The organism is Actinoplanes sp. NPDC023801, assembly GCF_040639655.1.
In the GTDB taxonomy this organism is placed as follows: Bacteria; Actinomycetota; Actinomycetes; order Mycobacteriales; family Micromonosporaceae; genus Actinoplanes.
On record NZ_JBFAAI010000007.1, the window covers coordinates 285905 to 308219 of the forward strand.

The 22315-nt window shown below is 70.9% G+C and carries 22 protein-coding genes; 6 read left to right on the plus strand and 16 right to left on the minus strand.

Annotation, left to right across the window (positions count from 1 at the left end):
* Positions 1 to 215 precede the first annotated feature (215 nt).
* A complete protein-coding gene (locus tag AB0G04_RS16455) occupies positions 216 to 1145 on the minus strand; it encodes an LLM class F420-dependent oxidoreductase (protein ID WP_360982769.1) in 930 nt (309 codons plus the stop codon).
* Between the two features lie 73 nt (positions 1146 to 1218).
* Between AB0G04_RS16455 and AB0G04_RS16460 the strand changes: the two genes are divergently transcribed.
* Positions 1219 to 2007 (plus strand): SAM-dependent chlorinase/fluorinase, encoded by a 789-nt coding sequence (locus tag AB0G04_RS16460; protein WP_360982771.1) that lies wholly within the window; start codon positions 1219 to 1221, stop codon positions 2005 to 2007.
* Positions 2008 to 2154: 147 nt separating this feature from the next.
* Positions 2155 to 2943 carry a DNA-formamidopyrimidine glycosylase family protein gene (locus AB0G04_RS16465; RefSeq protein ID WP_360982772.1) on the plus strand — a complete coding sequence of 263 codons (789 nt, stop codon included), beginning with the start codon at positions 2155 to 2157 and terminating at the stop codon, positions 2941 to 2943.
* A gap of 138 nt (positions 2944 to 3081) precedes the next feature.
* Here the strand turns inward: AB0G04_RS16465 and AB0G04_RS16470 are convergent, their stop codons facing one another.
* The 6 genes from AB0G04_RS16470 to rimO form a co-directional block, all read right to left on the minus strand.
* Positions 3082 to 3945: a hypothetical protein gene (locus AB0G04_RS16470; protein WP_360982774.1), complete on the minus strand. Its 864-nt coding sequence runs from the start codon at positions 3943 to 3945 to the stop codon at positions 3082 to 3084.
* Between the two features lie 28 nt (positions 3946 to 3973).
* Positions 3974 to 4834 carry a PspA/IM30 family protein gene (locus AB0G04_RS16475; RefSeq protein ID WP_360982776.1) on the minus strand — a complete coding sequence of 287 codons (861 nt, stop codon included), beginning with the start codon at positions 4832 to 4834 and terminating at the stop codon, positions 3974 to 3976.
* Positions 4835 to 5060: 226 nt separating this feature from the next.
* Positions 5061 to 5438, minus strand: coding sequence for a helix-turn-helix transcriptional regulator (locus tag AB0G04_RS16480; RefSeq protein WP_360982778.1), 378 nt, complete (start codon positions 5436 to 5438; stop codon positions 5061 to 5063).
* 158 nt (positions 5439 to 5596) lie between these two features.
* Positions 5597 to 6088, minus strand: a complete 492-nt coding sequence (locus tag AB0G04_RS16485; RefSeq protein ID WP_360982780.1) for a CinA family protein — start codon at positions 6086 to 6088, stop codon at positions 5597 to 5599.
* An 8-nt stretch (positions 6089 to 6096) separates the two neighbouring features.
* A complete protein-coding gene (gene pgsA, locus AB0G04_RS16490) occupies positions 6097 to 6687 on the minus strand; it encodes a CDP-diacylglycerol--glycerol-3-phosphate 3-phosphatidyltransferase (protein ID WP_360982782.1) in 591 nt (196 codons plus the stop codon).
* Positions 6684 to 8141, minus strand: a complete 1458-nt coding sequence (rimO, locus tag AB0G04_RS16495) for a 30S ribosomal protein S12 methylthiotransferase RimO (RefSeq protein WP_360982785.1) — start codon at positions 8139 to 8141, stop codon at positions 6684 to 6686. Before rimO ends, pgsA begins: the two co-directional genes overlap by 4 nt.
* Positions 8142 to 8229: 88 nt before the next feature.
* On the opposite strand from rimO, the gene AB0G04_RS16500 reads away from it, so the two are divergent.
* Positions 8230 to 8889, plus strand: coding sequence for a transcriptional regulator (locus AB0G04_RS16500; RefSeq protein WP_360982787.1), 660 nt, complete (start codon positions 8230 to 8232; stop codon positions 8887 to 8889).
* 31 nt (positions 8890 to 8920) lie between these two features.
* A complete protein-coding gene (locus AB0G04_RS16505) occupies positions 8921 to 9379 on the plus strand; it encodes a DUF3291 domain-containing protein (protein ID WP_360982789.1) in 459 nt (152 codons plus the stop codon).
* Here AB0G04_RS16505 and AB0G04_RS16510 read toward each other — a convergent pair.
* The gene (locus AB0G04_RS16510; RefSeq protein WP_360982791.1) at positions 9366 to 11882 is read right to left on the minus strand and encodes a DNA translocase FtsK; all 2517 of its coding nucleotides are present in this window, start codon (positions 11880 to 11882) and stop codon (positions 9366 to 9368) included. The genes AB0G04_RS16505 and AB0G04_RS16510 overlap by 14 nt on opposite strands.
* A gap of 86 nt (positions 11883 to 11968) precedes the next feature.
* Here AB0G04_RS16510 and AB0G04_RS16515 point away from each other — a divergent pair, with 86 nt between their 5' ends.
* On the plus strand, positions 11969 to 12394 hold the full coding sequence (locus AB0G04_RS16515; RefSeq protein WP_360982793.1) for a YbjN domain-containing protein: 426 nt from the start codon (positions 11969 to 11971) through the stop codon (positions 12392 to 12394).
* A 115-nt stretch (positions 12395 to 12509) separates the two neighbouring features.
* Here AB0G04_RS16515 and AB0G04_RS16520 read toward each other — a convergent pair whose 3' ends face one another.
* The 5 genes from AB0G04_RS16520 to AB0G04_RS16540 form a co-directional block, all read right to left on the minus strand.
* Entirely contained in the window at positions 12510 to 14057 is a 1548-nt protein-coding gene (locus AB0G04_RS16520) for a S1 family peptidase (protein WP_360982795.1), read from the minus strand.
* 116 nt (positions 14058 to 14173) lie between these two features.
* On the minus strand, positions 14174 to 15862 hold the full coding sequence (locus AB0G04_RS16525) for a ribonuclease J (protein ID WP_360982797.1): 1689 nt from the start codon (positions 15860 to 15862) through the stop codon (positions 14174 to 14176).
* A 13-nt stretch (positions 15863 to 15875) separates the two neighbouring features.
* Positions 15876 to 16769 carry a 4-hydroxy-tetrahydrodipicolinate synthase gene (gene dapA / locus AB0G04_RS16530; RefSeq protein ID WP_360982799.1) on the minus strand — a complete coding sequence of 298 codons (894 nt, stop codon included), beginning with the start codon at positions 16767 to 16769 and terminating at the stop codon, positions 15876 to 15878.
* Positions 16770 to 16795: 26 nt separating this feature from the next.
* A complete protein-coding gene (locus AB0G04_RS16535) occupies positions 16796 to 17338 on the minus strand; it encodes a DUF2752 domain-containing protein (protein WP_360982801.1) in 543 nt (180 codons plus the stop codon).
* Positions 17339 to 17343: 5 nt separating this feature from the next.
* Positions 17344 to 18573, minus strand: coding sequence for a crosslink repair DNA glycosylase YcaQ family protein (locus AB0G04_RS16540; RefSeq protein WP_360982803.1), 1230 nt, complete (start codon positions 18571 to 18573; stop codon positions 17344 to 17346).
* 39 nt (positions 18574 to 18612) lie between these two features.
* On the opposite strand from AB0G04_RS16540, the gene AB0G04_RS16545 reads away from it, so the two are divergent.
* On the plus strand, positions 18613 to 19197 hold the full coding sequence (locus AB0G04_RS16545; protein WP_360982805.1) for a GNAT family N-acetyltransferase: 585 nt from the start codon (positions 18613 to 18615) through the stop codon (positions 19195 to 19197).
* Here the strand turns inward: AB0G04_RS16545 and dapB are convergent.
* From dapB to AB0G04_RS16560, 3 genes are all read right to left on the minus strand, one after another.
* A complete protein-coding gene (gene dapB / locus AB0G04_RS16550) occupies positions 19194 to 19955 on the minus strand; it encodes a 4-hydroxy-tetrahydrodipicolinate reductase (protein ID WP_360982807.1) in 762 nt (253 codons plus the stop codon). The two genes, AB0G04_RS16545 and dapB, sit on opposite strands and share 4 nt — an antisense overlap.
* Positions 19956 to 19959: 4 nt before the next feature.
* Positions 19960 to 20850 (minus strand): phosphatase PAP2 family protein, encoded by an 891-nt coding sequence (locus tag AB0G04_RS16555; RefSeq protein WP_360982837.1) that lies wholly within the window; start codon positions 20848 to 20850, stop codon positions 19960 to 19962.
* A gap of 105 nt (positions 20851 to 20955) precedes the next feature.
* Entirely contained in the window at positions 20956 to 22227 is a 1272-nt protein-coding gene (locus AB0G04_RS16560) for a pitrilysin family protein (RefSeq protein ID WP_360982839.1), read from the minus strand.
* Positions 22228 to 22315 lie beyond the last annotated feature (88 nt).

Genomic DNA, 22315 nt, shown 5'->3' on the forward strand with positions numbered 1-22315 from the left:
ACCGCCCGGAGGGCGGCACCGCCCGGAGGGCGGCACCGCCCGAACGCGGGCGCTGCGCGAACGCCTGCAGCGCACGAACGCCGGCGCTGCGCGAAGGCTGTCAGCGCACGAACGCCGGCGTTGCACGAACGCCGGCACCGCACGAACGCCGGCACCGCACGAACGCCGGCACCGCACGAAGGCCGGCGCTGTGCGGAAGCCGGCGCTGCACGACGTCAGAGCTGCGGGGCCACCTCGGCGGCGACCAGGTCGATGTGGTCGAGGTCGGACAGGTCGAGGACCTGCAGGAAGAGGCGAGAGGCACCCGCCTCGGCGTAGCGGCGGATGGTGTCCACGGCCTCGGCCGGCGTTCCGACCACGCCGCCGTTGGCGCGCATCTCGCCGGCCTCCCGGCCGATCGCTGCGGCGCGACGGTTGATCTCGGCGTCGTCACGGCCGACGCAGAGGACCGCGGCGGCGGAGAAGGCGGGCGGTTCCGTGCGGCCGAGGGTGTCGGAGGCGGCGCGGACCCGGTCGTACTGGGCCGGAATGTCTTCGATCTTGGCGAACGGGACGTTGAATTCGGTGGCGTAGCGTGCGGCCAGGTACGGCGTGCGCTTCTTCCCGTGTCCGCCGATGATGACCGGCGGGCGCGGGGCCTGCACCGGCTTGGGCAGCGCCGGCGAGTTGCCGATCTGGTAGTGCTTGCCCTTGAAGTCGTAGGTGGACCCTTCGGGGGTCTCCCACAGGCCGGTGATGATCTCGAGCTGCTCCTCGAGGCGGTCGAAGCGCTCGCCGAGCGGCGGGAACGGGATGCCGTAGGCGGTGTGCTCGTCCTCGAACCAGCCGCCGCCGAGGCCGAACTCGACGCGTCCGCCGCTCATCGCGTCGACCTGGGCCACCGCGATCGCGAGCGGGCCGGGCAGGCGGAACGTGGCGGAGCTGACGAGGGTGCCGAGCCGGATGCGGGAGGTCTGCACGGCCAGCGCTGCCAGGGTGATCCACGCGTCGCTGGGTCCGGGCAGGCCGGAGACGTCGCCCATCTTGAGGTAGTGGTCGGAGCGGAAGAATCCGTCGTATCCGCCGTCCTCGGCGGCCTTGGCGACGCGCAGGAGATCGTCGTGGCTGGCGCCCTGCTGGGGTTCGGTGAAGATCACGAGACGCATGGCCCAACACTGCCACGACACCCCGGCGTGCCCGTACCACATCGAACAACAACAGGCAGTAACGTTGACCACCATGGCCGGTTATGGATGGATCAGCTTCACTACCGATTACGGCACTTTTGACGGCTTCGTCGCCGCCTGCCATGGCTCGATCGCCCGGATCGCACCTGACATCAAAGTGATCGATGTCACTCACCATGTGCCGCCGGCCGACGTCGCCCGCGGTGCGGCCGTCCTGGCGCAGACCGCACCGCACCTGCCTGCATCCGTGCACCTGGCGGTGGTCGACCCGGGTGTCGGCACGGCCCGTCGCGGCATCGTGCTGACCACGCCGAACGGGCTCCTGGTCGGCCCCGACAACGGGCTGCTGATCTGGGCGGCAGACGCACTGGGCGGCATCACCGCCGCCCGTGAGCTGGCCAACAAGGACTGGACGCTCGGCGACGTGTCCCGCACCTTCCACGGCCGGGACCTGTTCGCTCCGGCTGCGGCCCGGCTGGCGGCCGGAGCGGCACCGGAGGACGCCGGCCCGGAGATCGACCCGGCCGGTCTGACCCGTCTCCCGGATCCGGTCGTGACCGTCGGGGACGGCTGGATCGAGGCCGAGGTCCTCACCGTCGACCGGTTCGGCAACGTTCAACTCGCCGCGGAGGGCTCCGCGCTGTCCGGCCTCGGCTCCGAGCTGCTCGTCAACGGCGGGGTACGGGCCCGGCGCGGCACCACGTTCGCCGACGTGAACGTGGGCGAACTGCTCGTCTTCGCCGACTCCGCCGACCGGGTGGCGATCGCTGTCAACAACGGCCGCGCTGTCGTCCTGCTCTCGGTGGTCCCCGGCGACATCGTCCGCATCACGGCCCGCTGAGACTCGGCGTCCCGGCTGTGCCGCACCGCTGTCTCAAGCCCGTCGAGACAGCGGTGTGACACAGCCCGGGTCCGTCGCGGCGGGATGTCAGCCGCACGCCGGTCCGGCATCCGGTTTCGGCACGGCGGCCGCGGGCAGAATGGGGGCATGCCGGAAGGGGACACCGTCTGGAACACCGCACGGGTGCTGGAGAAGGCCCTGACCGGGGAAACCCTGACCGGTTCGGACTTCCGCGTCCCCCGGCTGGCGACGACGGACCTGTCCGGCTGGACGGTCGCCGAGTCGGCCAGCCGCGGCAAGCACCTGCTGCTGCGCCTGGCCCGAGACGGCCGTCCGCCGCACACCCTTCACTCGCATCTGCGGATGGACGGCGCGTGGCGTGCCTACGCCCCCGGGGAACGCTGGACCGGCCGCCCCGCCCATCTGATCCGGGTGGTGCTGCGCGCGGGCCGGTCGGTGGCGGTCGGTTACCACCTGCACGAGATCGCCCTGGTACCGACCGCCGAGGAGGAGAGCCTGGTCGGCCACCTGGGGCCGGACCTGCTGGGCGCCGACTGGGATCCGGTCGAGGTGGTCCGCCGGATCTCCGCCGGGCCGTCCACCACGATTGCCGAGGCACTGCTGGACCAGCGGAACCTCGCCGGGGTGGGCAACCTCTACAAGGCGGAGACCCTGTTCCTGCGCGGCCTGTGGCCGTGGACACCGGTCGCCGCCGTCGCCGATCTCACCGGCACGGTCGAGTTGGCTCAGAAGCTGGTCGCGTCCAACCGCGGCCGCTGGACGCAGACCACCACCGGTTCCTTACGCAAGGGCGAGACCAGTTATGTGTACGGCCGTCGCGCCCAGCCGTGCCGCCGGTGCGGCACGGCGATCCGCAAGGCGGACCAGGGCGAGCGGATCACATACTGGTGCCCGCGCTGCCAACCGGAGTCATGATCAGCCGGCCGTGACAGACCAGCCCGAGCGGATCACACCGACTATCCGCGCAGTCGGCCAGAGCCATGATCAGCCGGCGTGACAGACCAGCGCGAGCGAATCACACACCGGTGCCCGCGCTGCCGGCCGGAATCGTGATCAGCCGGCCGTGGCGGACCGGGAGCCGGGCGGCCGATGCGACTCACCGGACCGGGTCTCCCGTAGCTCGTCCGGCGGGCTCAGCGGGTCGGAGGCGGGCCGGGCAGCCGGTGGTATCCGGATCTCGCCGGTCCGCAGCTCCGCAAGGCCCTCGGCGATGCCGCGCAGATGCTCGGCGGCGTCGACAAGGCTGAAGTACGCCGGGTGGCGGGGCTCGGCGAGCGGATGGCCGTCCTCGGCCACATAACTGGCGGCCGCGGCGACCAGCTGCTCGAACGCCGCGACGCCTTCGCTGAACTGCTCGGTGAGCCCGGCGTGCGACTCGGCGAGGCCGTCGTGTTGCCCCGGCTGTCCCAGGGGGATGGCCCGCTCGACGCTGGCCGCCCGCTGCCCGAGGTCACGAAGCCAGTGCTCGGCCGTCGCCGCCTCGAGCACGGCGGTCTCGCCGGGGCCCGTGAGGAGGCCGGCCAGCCCTGCCATGGTCTGCGAGGCCCGCTCGAGCCGGTCCCACGCGTCGGCGATCACGGAGCCGCGCAACGCGTAACGGTTGCGCTGGCGACGGACCTCCCGCAGCACGGCACGTCCGCCGGGGACCCGCTGCAGGGCTGCGCTGAACTTGTCCTCCGGGAGGGACGGCGGCGGCGCCGGGGTGGCGGCCAGCTCGCGGTGGTCTTTCCAGCGCCACCAGGCGAACACCGCCGACGCGCCGGCTCCGGCGGCCCAGGCCGCATCACCGATGCCGACGCCCGCGTACGGTACGAGAACGGCCGTGGCGGCGGTCAGGCCACCACCCAGCACGCTCCACCGCCGCGCGGCTCCGCGCAGCCGCTTGAGCCGCCGGAAGTACCTGGCCCGCTCGTCCACCGTCGCTCCTCTCCCGTCAGGGTGCCGCTCAGCCGGCCGCGCTGGTGTCGCCGCGCTTCTGGTTCAGGCTGGCCCGGATCTCGTCGAGCCGGGCGACGCTCGCCGGGTCGGCGGCCGGGGTGGCGGGCTTCTCGACGGCCGGCTGCGCCGTGGCTCCGCCGAGTTTGTCGCCCGCCATGCTGGACCGGATCTGCTCCAGCCGGGACGCACCGGCCAGGTCCAGACTGGACTTCTGCACCTCCAGCATGCGGCCCTCGACCGAGTTGGATGCCAGCTCCGCGCGGCCCATGGCGTTCGCGTAGCGCTGCTCGATCTTGTCGCGCACCTGGTCCAGCGACGGGGTGTTGCCCGGCGCGGCAAGCTGCGACATCGACTCCAGCGACTTCGCCACGGTCTCCTGCATTTTGGCCTGCTCGAGCTGGCTGAGCAGACGGGAACGCTCGGCGATGCGCTGCTGCAGCAGCATCGCGTTGTTCTCGACCGCCTTGCGGGCCTGACCGGCGGCGCCGAGAGCCTGGTCGTGGAGGGTCTTCAGGTCCTCCATCGACTGCTCGCCGGCGACCAGCTGGGTGGCAAGCGTCTGAGCGGTCTGCTCGTACTTCTGCGCCTCGGACTCGTCACCGGCGGCGCGGGCCCGGTCGGCGAGCACCAGGGCCTGGCGAGCCATGCCCTGCAGCTTCTCGACCTCGGTCATCTGCCGGGACAGCTTCATCTCGAGCTGCCGCTGGTTGCCGATGACGGCAGCGGCCTGCTGCACGAGCGCCTGATGCTGGCGCTGAGCGTCCTCGATGGCCTGCTGGATCTGGACCTTCGGGTCGGCGTATTCGTCGATCTTCGCGCCGAAGAGCGCCATCACGTAGTGCCAGCCCTTGACGAACGGATTCGCCATCTCGTGGTGTCCCCTCAAATGTCGCTCCGTCGGACGCGTCACCGCTGGATCTGCCGGTGACGCGAAACCCATCGTGACAGCCGGACGCCAGCCGCGTCACGGGTCCTCCGGGGGATCTCAGGGTCTCCCCTGGCATCGAGGCTACGCTGCCCTGAGGCCCATGGGCGAGGCACGAAGAAGGCCGGGCTTTCCCCATGGAACAGCCCGGCTCTCGAGTTCGTCATGATCAGGCGGCGTAGACGATGTCCCGCTTCGGTTTGCGGGTCGCGTGCAACGTCGCCTTCAGCGGTGAATCGTGGCGCACCTTGACGGAGACATCTCCGTCGGCGGACGCCTTCTCCTCGATGGGGACGAGCACGCCCTCCATGTTCTCGGCGAGAGCCAGCGTGTTGCTGACCTCACTGAGCAACTCGGACAGGCGGGCGCCGAGAGCGTCGCAGATGGCCGCGAGGAGCTCGCTGGACGCCTCCTTCTGCCCACGCTCGATCTCGGACAGATAACCCAGGCTGACGTTCGCGGCGGTCGACACCTCGCGCAGCGTGCGGTGCTGCCCCTGCCGGCGCGCACGAAGAGCGTCGCCGATAACGCGGCGTAGCAGGACCATGGCACCTCCTCCTGCGGGCTCGCCGCCGGCTGACGCCGGAGGCTTCCCGCAACCGTACCTGGCGCGAGCCGCGCCGACATCCCGCCCCGCCGAATTCCCGGACCGGCCGGCTCGCCATCGAACCGGACAACTAGCGCAGGAGCGGAAACATTCCCAGCTCAGAGCCGCTCCGGCAAGGAGCGGAGAGAGTCGGTCAGCAATTGCAGGACGGCCGTCACACTTTCGGTGCGGACGGCTTCCCGGTTTCCGTCCAGTTTCAGTTCACTCACCGAGGTCCCGGTCGGGCCGGAGACCGCGACATAGACGAGCCCGACCGGCTTGCCGTCCTGCGGCTCGGGACCCGCGACGCCCGTGGTGGCCAGGCCCCAGTCCGCGCCGCAGCGTTCCCGGACTCCACGGGCCAGGGCGGCGGCCACGTCACCGTCGACCGGGCCCCGCTCGTCGAGCAGTTCCTGCGGTACGCCGGCGAGACGCGCCTTGAGGTCGGTGGCGTAGACCACCAGCCCACCGCGGAAGACGGAGCTCACGCCCGGGATCTCGACGATGGTCGCCGCCAGAAGGCCGCCGGTGAGCGACTCGGCGACCGCCAGGGTCTCCCGGCGCTCGACGAGGGCATGCACGGCCGCAGCGGCCGCCACGGACATCTCCATCGGACCTCCTAGGAGTTCTCGCGGGCATCCCGTCGCAGCTTCAGGGCCTGCACGACGTAGTCGGCGCCGGTGACCACGGTGACCACCAGCGCGGCGCCCATCAGCACGACGCCGACGAGATGGAACGGTTCGGGTACGGGCCACAGGTACCACGCGATGGCGGCGGTCTGGAGCCCGGTCTTGAGCTTGCCACCCCGGGACGCCGGGATGATGCCGTACCGGATGACCCAGAACCGGAGCGCCGTCACACCCCACTCACGGATCAGGATCACGGCGGTCACCCACCAGGCCAGCGGGCCGTAGAGGGAGAGCAGGACGAGAGCCGTCCCGGTCAGCGCCTTGTCCGCGATCGGGTCGGCGACCTTGCCGAACGAGGTGACCAGGTGCCATCTGCGCGCGATCCAGCCGTCCGCGAAGTCGGTCGCCGACGCGATGCAGAAGGCCAGGCAGGCCCCGATCCGCCAGTCCGGGTCGTTCATCTCGGAGACGACGACCAGTGCCAGGAAGACCGGGATCAGCACGATCCGGACCACGGTCAGCGCGTTGGCGGCGTTGTAGAGCGAGACCACGCGGGGCGCGGGCACCGGCTCGTCGGTCACCGGGTCACCGAGGCGGCTGAGATCATCTCCATCGGCACCGCGATCAGGTCCACGCCCTCGGTGCCGGTGACGCGGGCGCGCACCAGGTCGCCGGGGCGCAGCGCGGCCAGATCGACGCCCTGGTCACCGCTGACCAGGGTGGTGGACCCGTCCACCTCGGGCGCCTGGTGCTCGGCGCGGCCCTCGATCTCACCGTCGTCGATCGAGTCGACGAGCACCTCGACGGTGCTGCCGACACGGTCCTCGGCGCGCTGCGCGCAGAGCTCCTCGGCGAGGGCGACGACTTTCTCGTACCGCCGCTTGATGGTGTTCTCGCTGACCTTGCCGTCGAGGCCGGCGGCCTCGGTGCCGTCCTCGTCGCTGTAGTCGAAGACACCGATGGCGTCCAGGCGCGCCTCGGTGAGGAAGCGGATCAGCTCCTCCACGTCCTGCTTCGTCTCGCCGGGGAAACCGACGATGAAGTTGCTCCGGGCGCCCGCCATGGGGGCCAGCTTGCGCGCCGAGTCGAGCAGGTCCAGGAAGCGGTCGGTCGAGCCGAACCGGCGCATCCTGCGCAGCACCGGCTCGCTGGAGTGCTGGAATGACAGGTCGAAGTAGGCGGCGACACCGGGCGTGGTGGCGATCGCCTCGACCAGGCCGGGACGGGTCTCGGCGGGCTGCAGGTAGCTGGCCCGGACCCGCACGATGCCGTCGACCGCGGCCAGCTGGGGCAGCAGTTTCTCCAGCAGGCGCGGGTCGCCCAGATCCTTGCCGTACGACGTGCTGTTCTCACTGACCAGCACCAGCTCGCGCACGCCGGTCTTGGCCAGCCACTCGGCCTCGGCGAGGAGCTCCTGCGGGTCGCGGGAGACGAAGGCGCCGCGGAACGCCGGGATCGCACAGAACGCGCAGCGCCGGTCGCAGCCGCTGGCGAGTTTGAGCGAGGCGACCGGGCCGGTGTCGAGCCGGCGGCGCAGCACGGTGCGCAGGTGGGCCGGGGTGTGCTCGTCGACCGTGGCGTGGCCGGGCACGACCACCTTGGCGGCGTGCCGTTCGACCGGCGTGATCGGGAGCAGCTCGCGGCGGTCGCGGGGAACGTGCGAGACGTGGCTCTCGCCGCGCAGCACGCTTTCCAGGCGGTCGGTGATGTCGGTGTAGTCGTCGAAGCCGAGCACCGCGTTCGCCTCGGGCAGGTTGTCGGCGAGCTCCTTGCCGTACCGCTCGGCCATGCAGCCGGCGGCCACCACCTTGGCACCGGTGTCGGCGGCGGCGAGCAGGGTGTCGATCGAGTCCTGCTTGGCCTTCTCGACGAAGCCGCAGGTGTTGACGACGACCACGTCGGCACCCTCGGCGTCGGTACCGACTTCCCAGCCGCCGGCGTCGAGGCGGGCGGCGAGCTCTTCCGAGTCGACCTCGTTGCGGGCGCAGCCCAGGGTCAGCAGGGCGACACGGCGGGTGGGAGGAGTTCCAGACACCCGACAAGGTTACCGGGCGGCCGGGGCGGGTCCTTCCTCCGCACGGTCGGACTCTAGCGACAAGCCGGGTTGGCAATACGATTGCCGGGTGACGACACCCGAGCACCTGGACGACCTAGACGCCGTGGCGGCGCTCACCGACCGGGTACGACGGGCGGCGTACCGCGCGGTGGCCGACGCGGCACCCGGACCGCTGGGACGCGACGAGGTGGCCGAGACGCTCGGCGTGGGCCGCACGCTTGCCGCATTCCACCTGGACAAACTCGTCGACGCCGGGTTGCTGGAGGTCTCGTACGCGCGAAGGTCCGGCCGGAGTGGGCCGGGCGCCGGGCGTCCCGCCAAGCTGTACCGGCTCTCCGCCGCGGAGCATGCCGTCAGTGTGCCGCCGCGCGCCTACCGCAGCGCCGCCGAACTGCTCGCCGAGGCCCTGGAGCGCACCGGCGGCGAGGAGGCGCTGTACCGGGTGGCCGAGGCCCACGGAAGACAGGCCGGGCCGGCACCGGACGTCACGACGCTGCTCGCCGAGAACGGCTACGCCCCGGCGGCGGACGAGGACGGGCGGATCGAGTTGCGCAACTGCCCGTACCACCGTCTCGCCGAGGAGTTCCCGCCGCTGATCTGCGGGATGAACCTGGCGATGCTCGGCGGCCTGCTCGACGGCGCCGGGCTGGCCGGCGAGTGGTGCGCGCGGATGGAGCCGGCGCCGGGCCGCTGCTGCGTCACGGTTTCTAAAAAACAATCTGATTGACTTTAGAAAACCGGGCTGGTGAAGTGGAGGCATGACCTTCCACCTCGCCCAGATGAACGTCGCCAAGCTCCGAGCCCCGGAGGGAGATCCGCTGGTCGCCGAGTTCACCGCCGGCGTCGACCTGATGAACGAGCTGGCCGACCGGTCCCCCGGCTTCATCTGGCGGCTCAAGGAGGAGGATGTCGATCTCGAAGCGCTCGGTATCCAGCCGGCAGCTCCCGACATGATCGCCACGATGTCGGTCTGGGAGTCCCTGGAGGCCCTCCGGGGGTACGTCTACCAGTCCGCGCACCTGGACTACCTGCGCCGCCGCCGGGAATGGTTCGTGGCCGGCGGGTCCGCCATGGTCCTGTGGTGGGTGGAGGCCGGCCGGATCCCGACGCTCCGCGACGGCCTCCAGCGCCTGGCACTGCTCGGCGCCCAGGGACCGGGGCCGCAGGCGTTCACGTTCCGCCAGACGTTCCCCGCCCCGGTGCTCAGTCGACCCTGAGGGCGGCGAGCGTCTCCTCCAGCTCGTCCGGCTTGATCAGCACGTCGCGGGCCTTCGAGCCCTCGGACGGGCCGACGATGCCGCGGGTCTCCATCAGGTCCATCAGGCGGCCCGCCTTCGCGAAGCCGACACGCAGCTTGCGCTGAAGCATCGAGGTCGAGCCGAACTGGCTGGTCACCACGAGCTCGATGGCCTGGATAAGGAGCGCCAGGTCATCGCCGATCTCCTCGTCGATCTCCTTCTTCTTGCTCTGCGGGACCTCGGTGACATCCGGACGGAACTCCGGCTCGCGCTGGTCCTTGCAGAACTTGACGACCGCCGCGATCTCCTTCTCGTCGACCCACGCGCCCTGGATCCGGACCGGTTTCGACGCGCCCATCGGCAGGAAGAGGCCGTCACCCCGGCCGAGCAGCTTCTCCGCGCCCGGCTGGTCCAGGATGACCCGCGAGTCGGCCAGCGAGCTGGTGGCGAACGCCAGGCGGGACGGCACGTTGGCCTTGATCAGGCCGGTGACCACGTCGACCGACGGCCGCTGGGTGGCCAGCACCAGATGGATGCCGGCGGCCCGGGCCAGCTGGGTGATCCGGACGACCGAGTCCTCCACGTCACGCGGGGCGACCATCATCAGGTCGGCGAGCTCGTCGATGATCACCAGCAGGTACGGGTACGGCTTCATCTCCCGCTCGCTGCCCGGCGGCGCCGTGATCTCGCCGCTGCGGACCTTGCGGTTGAAGTCGTCGATGTGGCGTACCCCGTTGGCGGCGAGGTCGTCGTAACGCATGTCCATCTCGCGGACCACCCACTCCAGGGCGTCCGCCGCCTTCTTCGGGTTCGTGATGATCGGCGTGACGAGGTGCGGGATGCCCTCGTACGCGGTCATCTCCACCCGCTTCGGGTCGACGAGCAGCAGGCGTACCTGATCGGGGGTGGCCCTGGTCAGCAGCGACACCAGCAGTGAGTTGAGGCAGGAGCTCTTGCCCGCGCCGGTGGCTCCGGCGATCAGGATGTGCGGCATCTTCGCCAGGTTGGCGATGACAAAGCCGCCCTCGATGTCCTTGCCGAGCGCCACCACCATCGGATGCCGGTCGCCGGCGGCTATCGGGGAGCGCAGCACGTCACCGAGGGCCACGTTCTCCGGATCGGTGTTGGGGATCTCCACGCCGACCGCGCTCTTGCCCGGGATCGGGCTGAGGATGCGAACGTCCGGGGACTTCACGGCGTAGGCGATGTTGCGGGAGAGTTGGGTGATCCGCTCGACCTTGGTGCCCGGGCCGATCTCCACCTCGTAGCGGGTGACGGTGGGGCCACGGGTGAAGCCGGTGACCACCGCGTCCACGTTGAACTGCTCGAAGACCCCGGTCAGCGCGGCCATGATCTCGTCGTTGGCACGACTGCGGGCCTTCGCCGGGGCACCGAGGGCGAGCAGGTTCGGCGGCGGCAGGCGGTAGCCGTCCATCGACGCCGGGATCTCCAGCTGCTCGGCGCGGACCGGCGGCATCGGCGAGTGCTCGGGCGGCGGCTTCTTGCGCGTCTTCGGCAGCTTGGGCAACGCCACCGTGTCGTGCAGGATCAGCTCTTCGTCGAAGTCGTCCGGCACATCCGGCTCGAAGGGGACCGGCTCGGCCATCGTCGCCTGCCGGCGCCGGGCCGGGCGCCGCGGCTTGGCGGTCGCGTCCTCGTCCTCCGGCTCGTCCTCCTCGCCGACCGGCGGGGGCGGCACGGCGGGCAGGTGCTGGCCGGAACGACCGGACACCATGTCGATCAGCAGGGTCACCCGCTCCGGGATCTTCGCGATCGGCGTCGCGGTGATCACCAGAAAACCGAAGACGAAGAGGAGCAGCAACAGCGGTACGGCCACCCAGGCGGTCACCGCGCGCTCCAGCAGCCCGCCGATCCCGAAGCCGAGCAGACCGCCCGCCTGGTCGACCCGCGGGTTGTCCGAGGCCGGGCCGGAGATGTGCAGGAGGGCCGCGGTCGCCACGATGATCGCCGTCCAGCCGACCAGGGAGCGCCCGCGATGCTCGGGGTCGGCCGGCTCCCGCATCAGCCGGATCGCGCCGAAGAACAGCAGCAGCGGCAGCAGCACGGAAAGGTTGCCGAGGAAGAGCCGGACCATGTCGGCCACCCAGACGCCGACCGGGCCCGCGCTGCCCGCCCAGACCGCGACCGCGATCAGGATGGCGATGCCGAGCATGAACAGGCCGGCGCCGTCGCGGCGGTGCTCCGGGCCGATCGACTTGGCGGAGGCGGCCTGACGGCCGGCGCCACGGGCCAGCCAGCCGACGCCGCCCGCCATGCCCAGCCAGAGCGACCCGACGCCGCGTGCGATGCTGGGGCCGACGACCGGCGGTTGTTTGCGGACCGCGGGGCGCTTGGCCGCGGGTTTGCGCGCGGCCGCCTTGCCGGTGGCCTTTCGTGCCGGTTGCCGGGCACGGTTGACCGCCGCGCCCCGAGTTGTGGACGCGGCGCGGCTCCGGCCCGCCGGAGGAGTTCGGCCCGCCATGGATGTCACCGTAGCGGTGCGGGGCCGATCCGCCGAGAAGGCGCACCGCGACTGCTTTTCACTTTCCCGGCATTTACCATCGTACGGTGCAACCTCTCAGCAACGACTTGATCAAAGCCGCGCTGGACGGGCGCGGCTTCTCGTACTTCGTCGATGCCGACGGTGACATAGCCGGCAACTTCCAGGGCAACCTCATCTACTTCTTCCGCCTCGGTCAGCGGCAGGAGATCCTCCAGGTGCGGGCCATGATGCAGCACGTCTTCGCGGTCGAGGACGTGCCGAGGCTCTACGAGTTCTGCAACACCTGGAACCGGGATCAGCTCTGGCCGAAGGCCTACGTTCAGGTCACCGACGACGGCCAGGCGATCGTGGTGGGCGAGGTCACCACCGACTGGGAACACGGCGCCACAGTCCAGCAACTCGACCAGGTCATCCTCTGCGGAGTCGCGACCGGCTGCCGGCTCGGAGAGGCCCTCGGCGAACTGAAATCGGGGCCCCCACGCACGGCGTGAGGACCCCGATCCGATACCGGGTCACGGATGCCCGGCCGGGCGGAGGCGTCCGGACCCGGCTGCCGGACCGGAGACGGGTGGCTACCCCACCCGGTCCGGCCCGATGCTCGTCGGGTTACTGGACGTTGAAGCCCAGGCTGTACGCGCCGGTGCCCGAACTGGCCACGACGACGTACCGGTAGGTGCCGGAGTTGCCGGTGAAGCTCAGCGTCTTGTCGCCGTTACCGGCCGATTGCGCCACGGTCCGGAACTGACCGCGGTTGTTCGCCCGCTGGAGCACCAGGTCGAAGTCGGCGCCCTCCGGGGCGTCGAGGCAGGCGGTGTGCGTACCGGCCCGGGCGCGGTAGGCCCCGCCGTTCGGCTGCGCCTGTGCCTGACCGGTCCGGTTGATCGTGCCGGTCCGCTGCACCGGGAGCGCGTCACACGCGGACGCCTCCTCACCCTCCTCAGCGGGCGGAGTGGTCGCCGGTGGCGCCTCGCCACCCGCACCCTCGGTGGTGACCAGGGTCAGGTTCTGCGCCGCGAGGATCTCGTTCAGCGGCTGGAAGAACGTCTCGCCGCCGACCGTGCAGTCGCCGGACCCGCCCGAGGTGACACCCTGGGCCTGGTCGCCGGAGAGCCACGGACCACCCGAGTCGCCGCCCTCGGCGCAGACATCGGTCCGGGTCAGGCCGGTGACCGCGCCCTCCGGGTAGCGAACCGTCTGGTTCTTGGCGAGGATCGTGCCGCAGAACGTGCCGGTGGTGGAGCCGGAGCGGCAGATCGCCGCACCGACCGGGGCCTCGGTGTTGCCGGCCACCGGCAGCTCGTTGCCCTTGAAGTCGTTGACCACCGGACGCGGCGTCCAGTCACCGTTCACCGCGACGAAGCCCATGTCGGCCTCGCCGGGGAAGACCGAGAACTCCACGGTGCCCTGAGCCTGGTTGTTGAAGCCCGTGGTCGCGGCGCCCTCCGCGCCGCAGTGACCGGCGGTGACGAAGCCGGTCGTCACCGAGAAGCCGATCGAGCAGCGGGCCTGGCCACCACCGACGTTGATGAAGTACGGGTCGGCGCCGCGCACGTCGAACAACGGCTTCGGCCTGGCGTCGCTGATCTTCACGGTCACCGCGTCCGAGGAGAGGCCGGCCCGCTTCGCGAGCGCGAGCGCCTCCGGCTTCTCACCCGGCCGGGCCACGACGACCACCTTGTTGGTGGCGACGTCGACATACCAGCCGGTCAGGCCGGAGGCCTTCGCGGCCGCCGCGTCGAGCTTCGTCTTCGCCGCGTCCAGCTCGGCCTCGCTGCGCTTGACCAGGACCGGCACGGCACCCGCGGCCTTCACCGCCGACGCCGCTGCGGAATCGGTCACCGCGACCTTGAGCGTGGTGCCGTCGGACGCCAGCCAGGCGCCGCCGAAGTCCTCACCTGTCTGTGCGGCCAGCGTCGCCGAGACGCCGCCCGCCCACTCCGAGCGGGCCAGCCGGGTGGCTGCCTGTTCACCGTCGAGACCGAGGTCGCGTTTCATCGCCGCGAGCAGATCCGGGGACAGACCCCCCGGAGTGCTGCTCTTGGCCTTCGACGCACCGGTGTCTTCGGTGCCGGCGAGCGATGGCAGGGTGAAGGCGACCGCCGCCGCACCCGCCACCGCAACAACCGCCCCTACGGCGATCGCACTGCGCTGCATCTGGAGAACTCCCTCCGCCACGGGTGCCGTGGGGGCGGCACCGGTGCCAGGGAGTACGCAGCTGAGGCGCAGATGGTTGAAAATCGACGCGCGGAGCTTATGGATTCACAGGAATATCAGACCTCGACAACCGTCGGTACGATCATCGGCCGCCGGCGATACGCGTCGTTCACCCAGCGGCCCACCGTGCGGCGGACCACCTGTTGCAGCTGGTGGGTGTCGGTGATGCCGTCCTCGGCCGAGCGGTGCAGGGCTGCGGTCAGCAGCGGGACGACCGGGTTGAACGCCTCCGGGTCCTCGGAGAAACCCTTCGCCGAGATGACCGGCTCGCCGACCACCTTCCCGGTCACCGAGTCGATGACCACGGTCGCCGCGATGAACCCGCCGTCACCGAGTATCCGGCGCTCGGTGAGCAGCGACTCGCTGACGTCGCCGACCGCGAGACCGTCCACGTAGACGTACCGGCTCCGGACCCGGCCGACCACGCGGGCGTGCCCCTCGACCAGGTCGACCACGTCGCCGTCCTCGCACAGCACCACACGGTCCGGCGCCACACCGGTCTCGATGCCGAGCTGCGCGTGGGCGCGCAGGTGCCGCCACTCGCCGTGCACCGGCATCAGGTTGCTGGGCCTGGTCACGTTCAGCAGATAGCGCAGCTCGCCGGCCGGGGCGTGCCCGGAGACGTGCACCTTGGCCGTCTCCTTGTGGACGACGGTCGCACCGGCCCGGGACAGCTGGTTGATCACCCGGTAGACCGAGGTCTCGTTGCCCGGCACCAGGGAGCTGGCGAGCACGACCGTGTCTCCCGGCGCGATGGTGATGTGCCGGTGGTCGCCGGTGGACATCCGGCCGAGGGCGCTCATCGGCTCGCCCTGGGAACCGGTCGACATGAAGACGATCTCGTCGGGCGGCAGGTGGGTGGCCTCGTCCAGGCCGACCAGCAGTCCCTCGGGGATGCGCAGCAGACCCAGGTCCCGGGCGATGCCCATGTTGCGGACCATGGACCGGCCGATCAGGGCGACCTTCCGTTCGTACTCCCAGGCGGCGTCCATCACCTGCTGCACGCGGTGCACATGGGAGGCGAAGCTGGCCACGATGATCCGGCCACGCGCCTTGCCGAAGATCGAGCTGAGCACCGGGCCGATGTCGCGCTCCGGGGTGACGAAGCCCGGGACCTCGGCGTTCGTCGAGTCGGAGAGCAGCAGGTCGACGCCCTCGGCGCCGAGCCGGGCGAAGCCGGCCAGGTCGGTGATCCGGCCGTCCAGCGGCACCTGGTCCATCTTGAAGTCACCGGTGTGCAGCACCAGACCCGCGGGGGTCCGGATGGCGACCGCAAGCGCGTCCGGGATCGAGTGGTTCACGGCGAAGAACTCGCACTCGAACGGCCCGAGCCGCTCCACGCCGCCCTCCCGGACGGTCAGGGTGTACGGGTCGAGCCGGCGCTCGGCGAGTTTCGCCTCGACCAGGGCGAGCGTGAACTCCGAGCCGACCAGCGGGATGTCCGGCTTGTGGGCGAGCAGATAGGGCACCGCGCCGATGTGGTCCTCGTGCCCGTGGGTGAGGACGATCGCCTGCACGTCCTCGAGCCGGTCCAGTATCGGCGCGAAGTCGGGCAGGATCAGGTCGACACCCGGTTGCTCGACGTCGGGGAAGAGCACCCCGCAGTCGACGATCAGGATCTTCCCGTCGTACTCGAAATAGGTCATGTTGCGGCCGATGGCGCCGAGCCCACCGAGCGGGACGACGCGCAGGGCGCCCTCCGGCAGCGGCGGCGGCGGACCCAGCTCGATGTGAGCGTTAGTCATTCGCCTCTTCCTGTCAGAGCACGATGCCGGCCGCGGCGGCGTCCTGGCGCAGTTGGTTCAGTTCCTCGGTGGTCGCGTCGACGAGCGGCGAGCGGACCTGCCCGGCGGGCAGCCCGAGCGCGCCCAGACCGGCCTTGACCAGCATTACCCCCTGCGTCCGGAAGATGCCGGTGAACAGGGGCAGAGCGGTGCGGTGCAGGGTCAGCGCGGCCGCCGCGTCGCCCCGCTCCCACGCCTCGATCATCTGCTTGGCGAGCTTGCCGGTGAAGTGCGTCGACGTGCCCACCAGGCCGACCCCGCCGATCGCGAGCAGCGGCAGGGTGGCCGCGTCGTCGCCGGAGTAATACGCCAGGTCCGTCCGGGCCAGCACCTGGGAGCTGGCGACCAGGTCGCCCTTGGCGTCCTTCACCGCGATGATCCGGTCGTGCTCGGCGATCCGCACCATGGTCTCGGTGGTGATCGCCGTGCCGGCACGGTGAGGGATGTCATACACCATGATCGGCAGGCCGGTGGCGTCGGCGACCGTGCGGAAGTGCCGCTCGATGCCCGCCTGCGGCGGCTTGCTGTAGTACGGCGTGACGACCAGCAGGCCGTGCGCCCCCGCCTTCTCCGCGGCGTGGGCCAGCTCGATGGTGTGGGCCGTGTTGTTGGTGCCCACGCCCGCGAGCACCTGCGCCCGGTCCCCGACGGCCTCGATCACGGCGCGGAGCAGTGACTCCTTCTCCGCGTCGGTGGTGGTGGGGGATTCACCGGTGGTGCCGCTGATCACGAGAGCGTCGTTGCGCTGCTCGTCGACCAGGTGGGCGGCGAGACGGGCCGCTCCGTCCAGGTCCAGGGAACCGTCCGGGGTGAACGGGGTCACCATGGCGGTCAGCAGCCGTCCGAAGGGCCGCGGGTCGTGCGTCATACCTGACAACCTATCGGACGCTCCGGTCACACGTAGAAAGCGGTGAACGGCGCCCATGGGAGGTTGCGCAGGATGCTCCACACACCCCAGACCGCCATGAACGTGATCATGGCGGCCGGACTGATCGAGAACTCCGGCAGCTTCCAGCGGAACACCCTGCGGCCGGCCCACGCCACGTACAGATAGATCAGGAACGGCACCGCGAAGACGAACAGCAGGTGATGCCGGGCCGCAGCCGGCACATCGCCGTGCAGCAGGAACCAGGCGGCACGGGTACCGCCGCAGCCCGGGCAGACGAATCCCGTCAGATATTTCAGCAGGCAGGACGGCGCCTCGCCGGCACCGGCGGTGGCCGGGTCGCTGATCAGCGTGTAACCCACCGCGGCACCCGTGCAGGCCAGCACCGCGAACGGGGCCAGCCAGATCGGCGAACGGGCCGCGAGCCGGTTGACCAGGCGGGTCAGCCGGTCGGGCTCGGGCGGCCGGTAGTGGTCGAACCACTCAGGAGGCACCGGCGGGCCCTGAACCGGCTGGTCGGCCAACCAGGCCGGCAGCTCGACAGCGCTCATGGCCGTCACGGTACACCCGCGGTGCCGTGCGCCAGCGCGCTCGACAGCGGGCCGGCGAAGTCACCACGCTCGGGCACCGCGACCGTGTGCAGCCCCAGCCAGCCGGCCAGGCGCCGCAGCTCGGCGGCGAGCGCCACGGCGGTCTCCTCCAGGTCGGCGCCCGGCTCCAGCCAGGCGGCCGGGATCTGCAGCTCACCGGTGCGCCGATCGGCCTTCAGGTCGACCCGGGCCGCGAACCGGTCACCGAGCAGGAACGGCAGGACGTAATACCCGAACAGCCGCTGCGGTTTCGGCACGTAGATCTCGATGCGGTACGTCATGCCGAACAGCCGCTCGGTGCGGGCCCGCTCCCAGATGAGCGGGTCGAACGGGCTGATCAGCGTCGCGGCGCTCACCCGGCGGGGCAGCCGTGCCTCGTGATGCAGCCACGCGGACTTCCATCCCGGGACCGTCACCGGCCGCAGCACCCCGGCCTCGGCCAGCTCGGCGATCGCCGTGCGGCACGGCTGCACCGGGAGGCGGAAGTAGTCGCGCAGCTCCGCCTCGCCGGCCACCCCCAGAGCCCGGGCGGAGAGCTCCACCAGGGCACGGAAGGCCTCGGCCGGCTCGGGCGTCGGCGCAGCAAGCACCGCCGCCGGCAGCACCCGCTCGGGCAGGTCGTAGCGGCGGGCGAACGAGGTGGTGCGCTCGGCGGCGGTCACCTGACCGGTGTAGAAGAGCCACTCCAGGGCCTGCTTGACGACCGACCAGTTCCACCCCCAGTGCTCCTTGGTGCGCGGGGCGTCGTGCTCGATCTCGGCCGCGGTGATCGGGCCCCGCTCGCGCACCTCGGCGAGGACCCAGGCCACCAGGCCGGGCTGTTCCTCGGCGATGCGCCGCATGTTGCCCCAGGCGAACTCGTGTGCCCGCGCCATCCGCCAGCGGAACAACGGCTGCAGGTCGGCGCGGATCAGCGACGCCTCGTGGCCCCAGAACTCGAAGAGCTCTCGCGGCCGGCGATAGGCGGCCCGCTCCAGCAGCCCGGGGTCATAGGGTCCGAGGCGGCTGTAGAGCGGCATGAAGTGGGCACGCTGCAGCACGTTGACCGAATCCATCTGGATCAGGTGCAGGCGGCGCAGCACCCGGCGCAGGTGGCGCAGGTCGGTGACACCGCCCGGCCGGGGGTCCAGGAAACCCTGGGCCGCCAGGGTGATCCGGCGGGCCTGGGCGACGGAGAGCGATTCGGACACAGCCACCGGGGAAGACTAGGTGACGGGTATGACAAAGTTGCGGCCATGGCTCTCGGCTTCGTCCGTCCCGCCCGTCCCGAGGACGCCGCGGAGATCGCTCGTATCCAGCTCTCCACCTGGCGCACCGCGTACCGCCGGATGTTCCCGGCGCACGTACTGGCCAGTCTCGACGAGGGTTACCTGGCACGCGGCTGGACCGAGGCGATCACCGCGCCGCCGTCCGCCCGGCACCGGGTCCTGATCGCCGTCGAGCAGGGCGAGAGCAACGCCCACGTGGTCGGGTTCGCCGCCTCCGGGCCGGCCGACGAGCAGGCGCTGGCGCCCGAGGAGAAACCGCTGCCGGACGACGTCGCGGCCGTCACCGATCTGCTCATCGAACCCCGGTGGGGCCGGCGCGGCCACGGCAGCCGGCTGCTGGCCGCCGCGGTCGACAACTGGCGCGACGACGGCTTCCGGACCGCGGTGGCCTGGGTGTACGAGGCCGACGACGCGATGCGCAAGTTCCTCGGCTCGACCGGCTGGGAACCGGACGGGGCGGGCCGGGCACTGGACGTCGACGACCTCCTGGTGCCGCAGCTCCGCCTGCACGTCGCGATCAACGAGACGACCGCCGGCGCCGGCCCGGCCTAGCCCTCCAGGAGCGGGTCGAGGCCGATGGTCAGGCCCGGCCGGGCGACCACGTTGCGGACGGCGAGCAGCACGCCCGGCATGAACGACGACCGGTCCAGCGAGTCGTGCCGGATGGTCAGCGTCTCGCCGGGGGTGCCGAACAACACCTCCTGGTGCGCCACGAGACCCGAGGCGCGTACCGAATGGATCCGCACGCCGTCGATCTCGGTGCCGCGGGCGCCGAGTTGCTCCTCCTTGGTGGCGTCCGGCATCGGCGGGCACTTCGCCGCGGCGCGTGCCTCGGCGATCACCTTCGCGGTGTGCATCGACGTGCCGCTCGGCGCGTCCAGCTTGCGCGGGTGGTGCTGCTCGATGATCTCGACCGACTCGAAGTAGCGGGCCGCGCGGGCGGCGAACTGCATCATCAGCACCGCGCCGATGCCGAAGTTCGGTGCGATCAGCACGCCGACGCCGGGCTTGGCGGCCAGCCAGCCACGCACAGTGTCGAGCCGGTCCTCGGTGAACCCGGACGTGCCGACCACCACGTGGATGCCCTGCTCGATCGCCCACCGCAGGTTGTCCATCACCACGTCGGGGTTGGTGAAGTCGACGAGCACCTGGGCTCCGGCGTCGGACGCCTGGAACAACTCCTCACCCTGGTCGATCATCGACACCAGGGCGAGATCGTCGGCGGCGTCGACCGCCTTGCACACCTCGAGGCCCATGCGGCCCCGGGCGCCGAGAACACCGACACGGATGGGTTCAGGCAGATCGCTCACACCGTCAACTTAACGTACGCCCACGTCGCTCCCACCATCGCTCGGCGGCGCCCACGACCAGGAAGACCAGCCCCACGTACGCCCATCCGACGAGCACGTCGATCACCCAGTGCTCGGCCGTGTAGACCAGCGTGAAGGTCATCGACAGCGGGTAGGCGAGCAGCAGCGGCCACCACCTCCGCCGTACCCCGGGCAGGAAGAACACCACCGCCATGAACGCGAACGCGGTGTGCAGCGACGGCATCGCGGCCACCGGGTTCGACGCCTCCACCTGCAGGGCGTTCAACGTGTTGCCGGCACTGTGCAGGCCGATCGCGTTCCAGCCGTTGGTCGAGATGCGCTCGGCGTCGACCAGCGAACCGTGCTCCGGCAGGGCCGCCCACCACGGCGGGGCGGCCGGATAGAGGAAGTACGTGATGAGGCCGAACACGCAGAGCAGGAACCAGCGCCGCATGAACCGCGCCCACTGCGGCCGGGACCGCATCCACAGCACCACGGCGATCGTCGGGAGCGTCAGGAAGTGTGAGAAGTAGACGATCGAGACGACCACCTCCCACCACTGGACCACGCCCGGTTGCCAGAGGTGGTCCTGCAGCCACTCGGTCGGTGTGACGCCGCCGGTGAGCCCGCCGAACGCCCACTCGTCGAAGGCGATCAGCTCGGTGACATGCGGCTCGAACAGCCGGTCGGCGTAGCCGCGGGAAACGTTGTACAGCACCAGGAGCAGGCAGATCGGCAACCAGTCACGCAGGAAGCGCAGATGCGTCCGCCACGGCTCGTGGTTGCGCCACGCGATGGTGGCCAGCCACAGCCAGCCGAAGGCGATCAGCGGGTCACTGGTCGGGACACCCACGAAGTAGACGCCGACCGAGAAGACCACCGCCCAGACGAGCATCCCCACGATCCGCCGTTTCCGGATGTCCGGCGGCAGCGGGGTGGCTGATGTCTCGGGCGGTGTCTCCACTGATGTCACGGTGAACAAGGGTAGAACCGCAGGTTGCTAGGAAGGTAATTCACCCTCGTCGAACGGGCCCACGACGGCCAGCGACAACGGTTTGGACAGCAGTTCCGCCGCGACCGCGTGGACCTCCTCGGCGGTGACCGCGTCCACCCGGGCGAGCAACTCGTCCACACCCATCAGATCGCCGTGCAGCAGCTCCGACTTGGCCAGCCGGCTCATCCGGGAACCGCTGTCCTCAAGTCCGAGCACGTACGACCCCTTGGCCATGCCCCGGCCGCGGACCAGTTCCTCGGCCGTGATGCCGTCGGCCGAGATCCGGCCCAGCTCGAGCCGGATCAGGTCGAGCACCTCACGCGCCTTGGCCGGGGCGCAGCCGGCGTAGACGCCGATCAGGCCGCTGTCGGCGTACTGACTGGCGTAGGAGTACACCGAGTAGGCGAGACCGCGCTTCTCCCGGATCTCCTGGAACAACCGGCTCGACATGCCGCCGCCGAGCACGTTGTTCAGCACACCGAGCGCGAAGCGCCGCTGGTCGTGGCGGCCCAGCCCGGGGCCGCCCAGGACGATGTGCGCCTGCTCGGTGTCCCGGTGCAGGACGACGTCGTGTGCCTTGCGGACCCGTACCTTCGCGTTGCCGGCACGCGGCGGTGCCGGATCCGCCTGTCCGGTGTCCAGCGGGGTGCCGGCCAGCGCCTTGCGGACCAGCCGCACCACCGTCGCGTGGTCCAGGTTGCCGGCCGCCGCGACGACGATCTCCGGCGCGGTGTACCGGCGCCGGTAGAACCGGTTGATCTGGTCCCGGGTCATCGGGGTGATCGAGTCGGGCGTACCGGAGATCAGCCGTCCGAGCGGGTGGTCGCCGTAGATCGCCTCGGCGAAGACGTCGTGCACCTCGTCACCGGGCTCGTCCTCGTGCATGGCGATCTCCTCGAGGATCACGCCACGTTCGGTCTCCACGTCCGCCGGGTCGAGGATCGAGTCGGCCACCGCGTCGACCAGCACGTCCACCGCCAGCGGCAGATCGGTGTCGAGCACCCGCGCGTAGTAGCAGGTGTACTCCTTCGTGGTGAAGGCGTTCGTCTCGCCGCCGACCGCCTCGATCTGCGAGGAGATCTCGAGGGCGGTGCGTTTGCGGGTGCCCTTGAAGAGCAGATGCTCCAGGAAGTGCGACGCACCGTGCAGGGCCGGCGTCTCGTCCCGTGAGCCGATCCCGACCCAGATGCCGAGGGCGGCGCTCCGGGTGGTCGGGATGGCCTCGGTGATGATGCGCAGGCCACTGGGCAGGACGGTCTTCTTGACGCCGTCCTGCAGGGTCCGGGTAGAGACGCGGGGGGGGCGCGGTGGGGGGCCCCCGCGGGAGGGGGGGGTGAGAAATTATAGGGGGGGGCCGCCGGGGGCG

Excerpts from the sequence above, each read along its gene's own strand:
- AB0G04_RS16465 (WP_360982772.1), top strand. The coding sequence starts at position 2,155 with ATGCCGGAAGGGGACACCGTCTGGAACACCGCACGGGTGCTGGAGAAG.
- AB0G04_RS16545 (WP_360982805.1), top strand. The coding sequence starts at position 18,613 with ATGGCTCTCGGCTTCGTCCGTCCCGCCCGTCCCGAGGACGCCGCGGAG.
- AB0G04_RS16455 (WP_360982769.1), bottom strand. The coding sequence starts at position 1,145 with ATGCGTCTCGTGATCTTCACCGAACCCCAGCAGGGCGCCAGCCACGAC.
- AB0G04_RS16480 (WP_360982778.1), bottom strand. The coding sequence starts at position 5,438 with ATGGTCCTGCTACGCCGCGTTATCGGCGACGCTCTTCGTGCGCGCCGG.
- AB0G04_RS16510 (WP_360982791.1), bottom strand. The coding sequence starts at position 11,882 with ATGGCGGGCCGAACTCCTCCGGCGGGCCGGAGCCGCGCCGCGTCCACA.
- AB0G04_RS16555 (WP_360982837.1), bottom strand. The coding sequence starts at position 20,850 with ATGCTCGTCTGGGCGGTGGTCTTCTCGGTCGGCGTCTACTTCGTGGGT.
- AB0G04_RS16460 (WP_360982771.1), top strand. The coding sequence starts at position 1,219 with ATGGCCGGTTATGGATGGATCAGCTTCACTACCGATTACGGCACTTTT.
- AB0G04_RS16505 (WP_360982789.1), top strand. The coding sequence starts at position 8,921 with ATGACCTTCCACCTCGCCCAGATGAACGTCGCCAAGCTCCGAGCCCCG.
- AB0G04_RS16525 (WP_360982797.1), bottom strand. The coding sequence starts at position 15,862 with ATGACTAACGCTCACATCGAGCTGGGTCCGCCGCCGCCGCTGCCGGAG.
- AB0G04_RS16535 (WP_360982801.1), bottom strand. The coding sequence starts at position 17,338 with ATGAGCGCTGTCGAGCTGCCGGCCTGGTTGGCCGACCAGCCGGTTCAG.
- AB0G04_RS16485 (WP_360982780.1), bottom strand. The coding sequence starts at position 6,088 with ATGGAGATGTCCGTGGCGGCCGCTGCGGCCGTGCATGCCCTCGTCGAG.
- AB0G04_RS16475 (WP_360982776.1), bottom strand. The coding sequence starts at position 4,834 with ATGGCGAATCCGTTCGTCAAGGGCTGGCACTACGTGATGGCGCTCTTC.
- AB0G04_RS16520 (WP_360982795.1), bottom strand. The coding sequence starts at position 14,057 with ATGCAGCGCAGTGCGATCGCCGTAGGGGCGGTTGTTGCGGTGGCGGGT.
- dapA (WP_360982799.1), bottom strand. The coding sequence starts at position 16,769 with ATGACGCACGACCCGCGGCCCTTCGGACGGCTGCTGACCGCCATGGTG.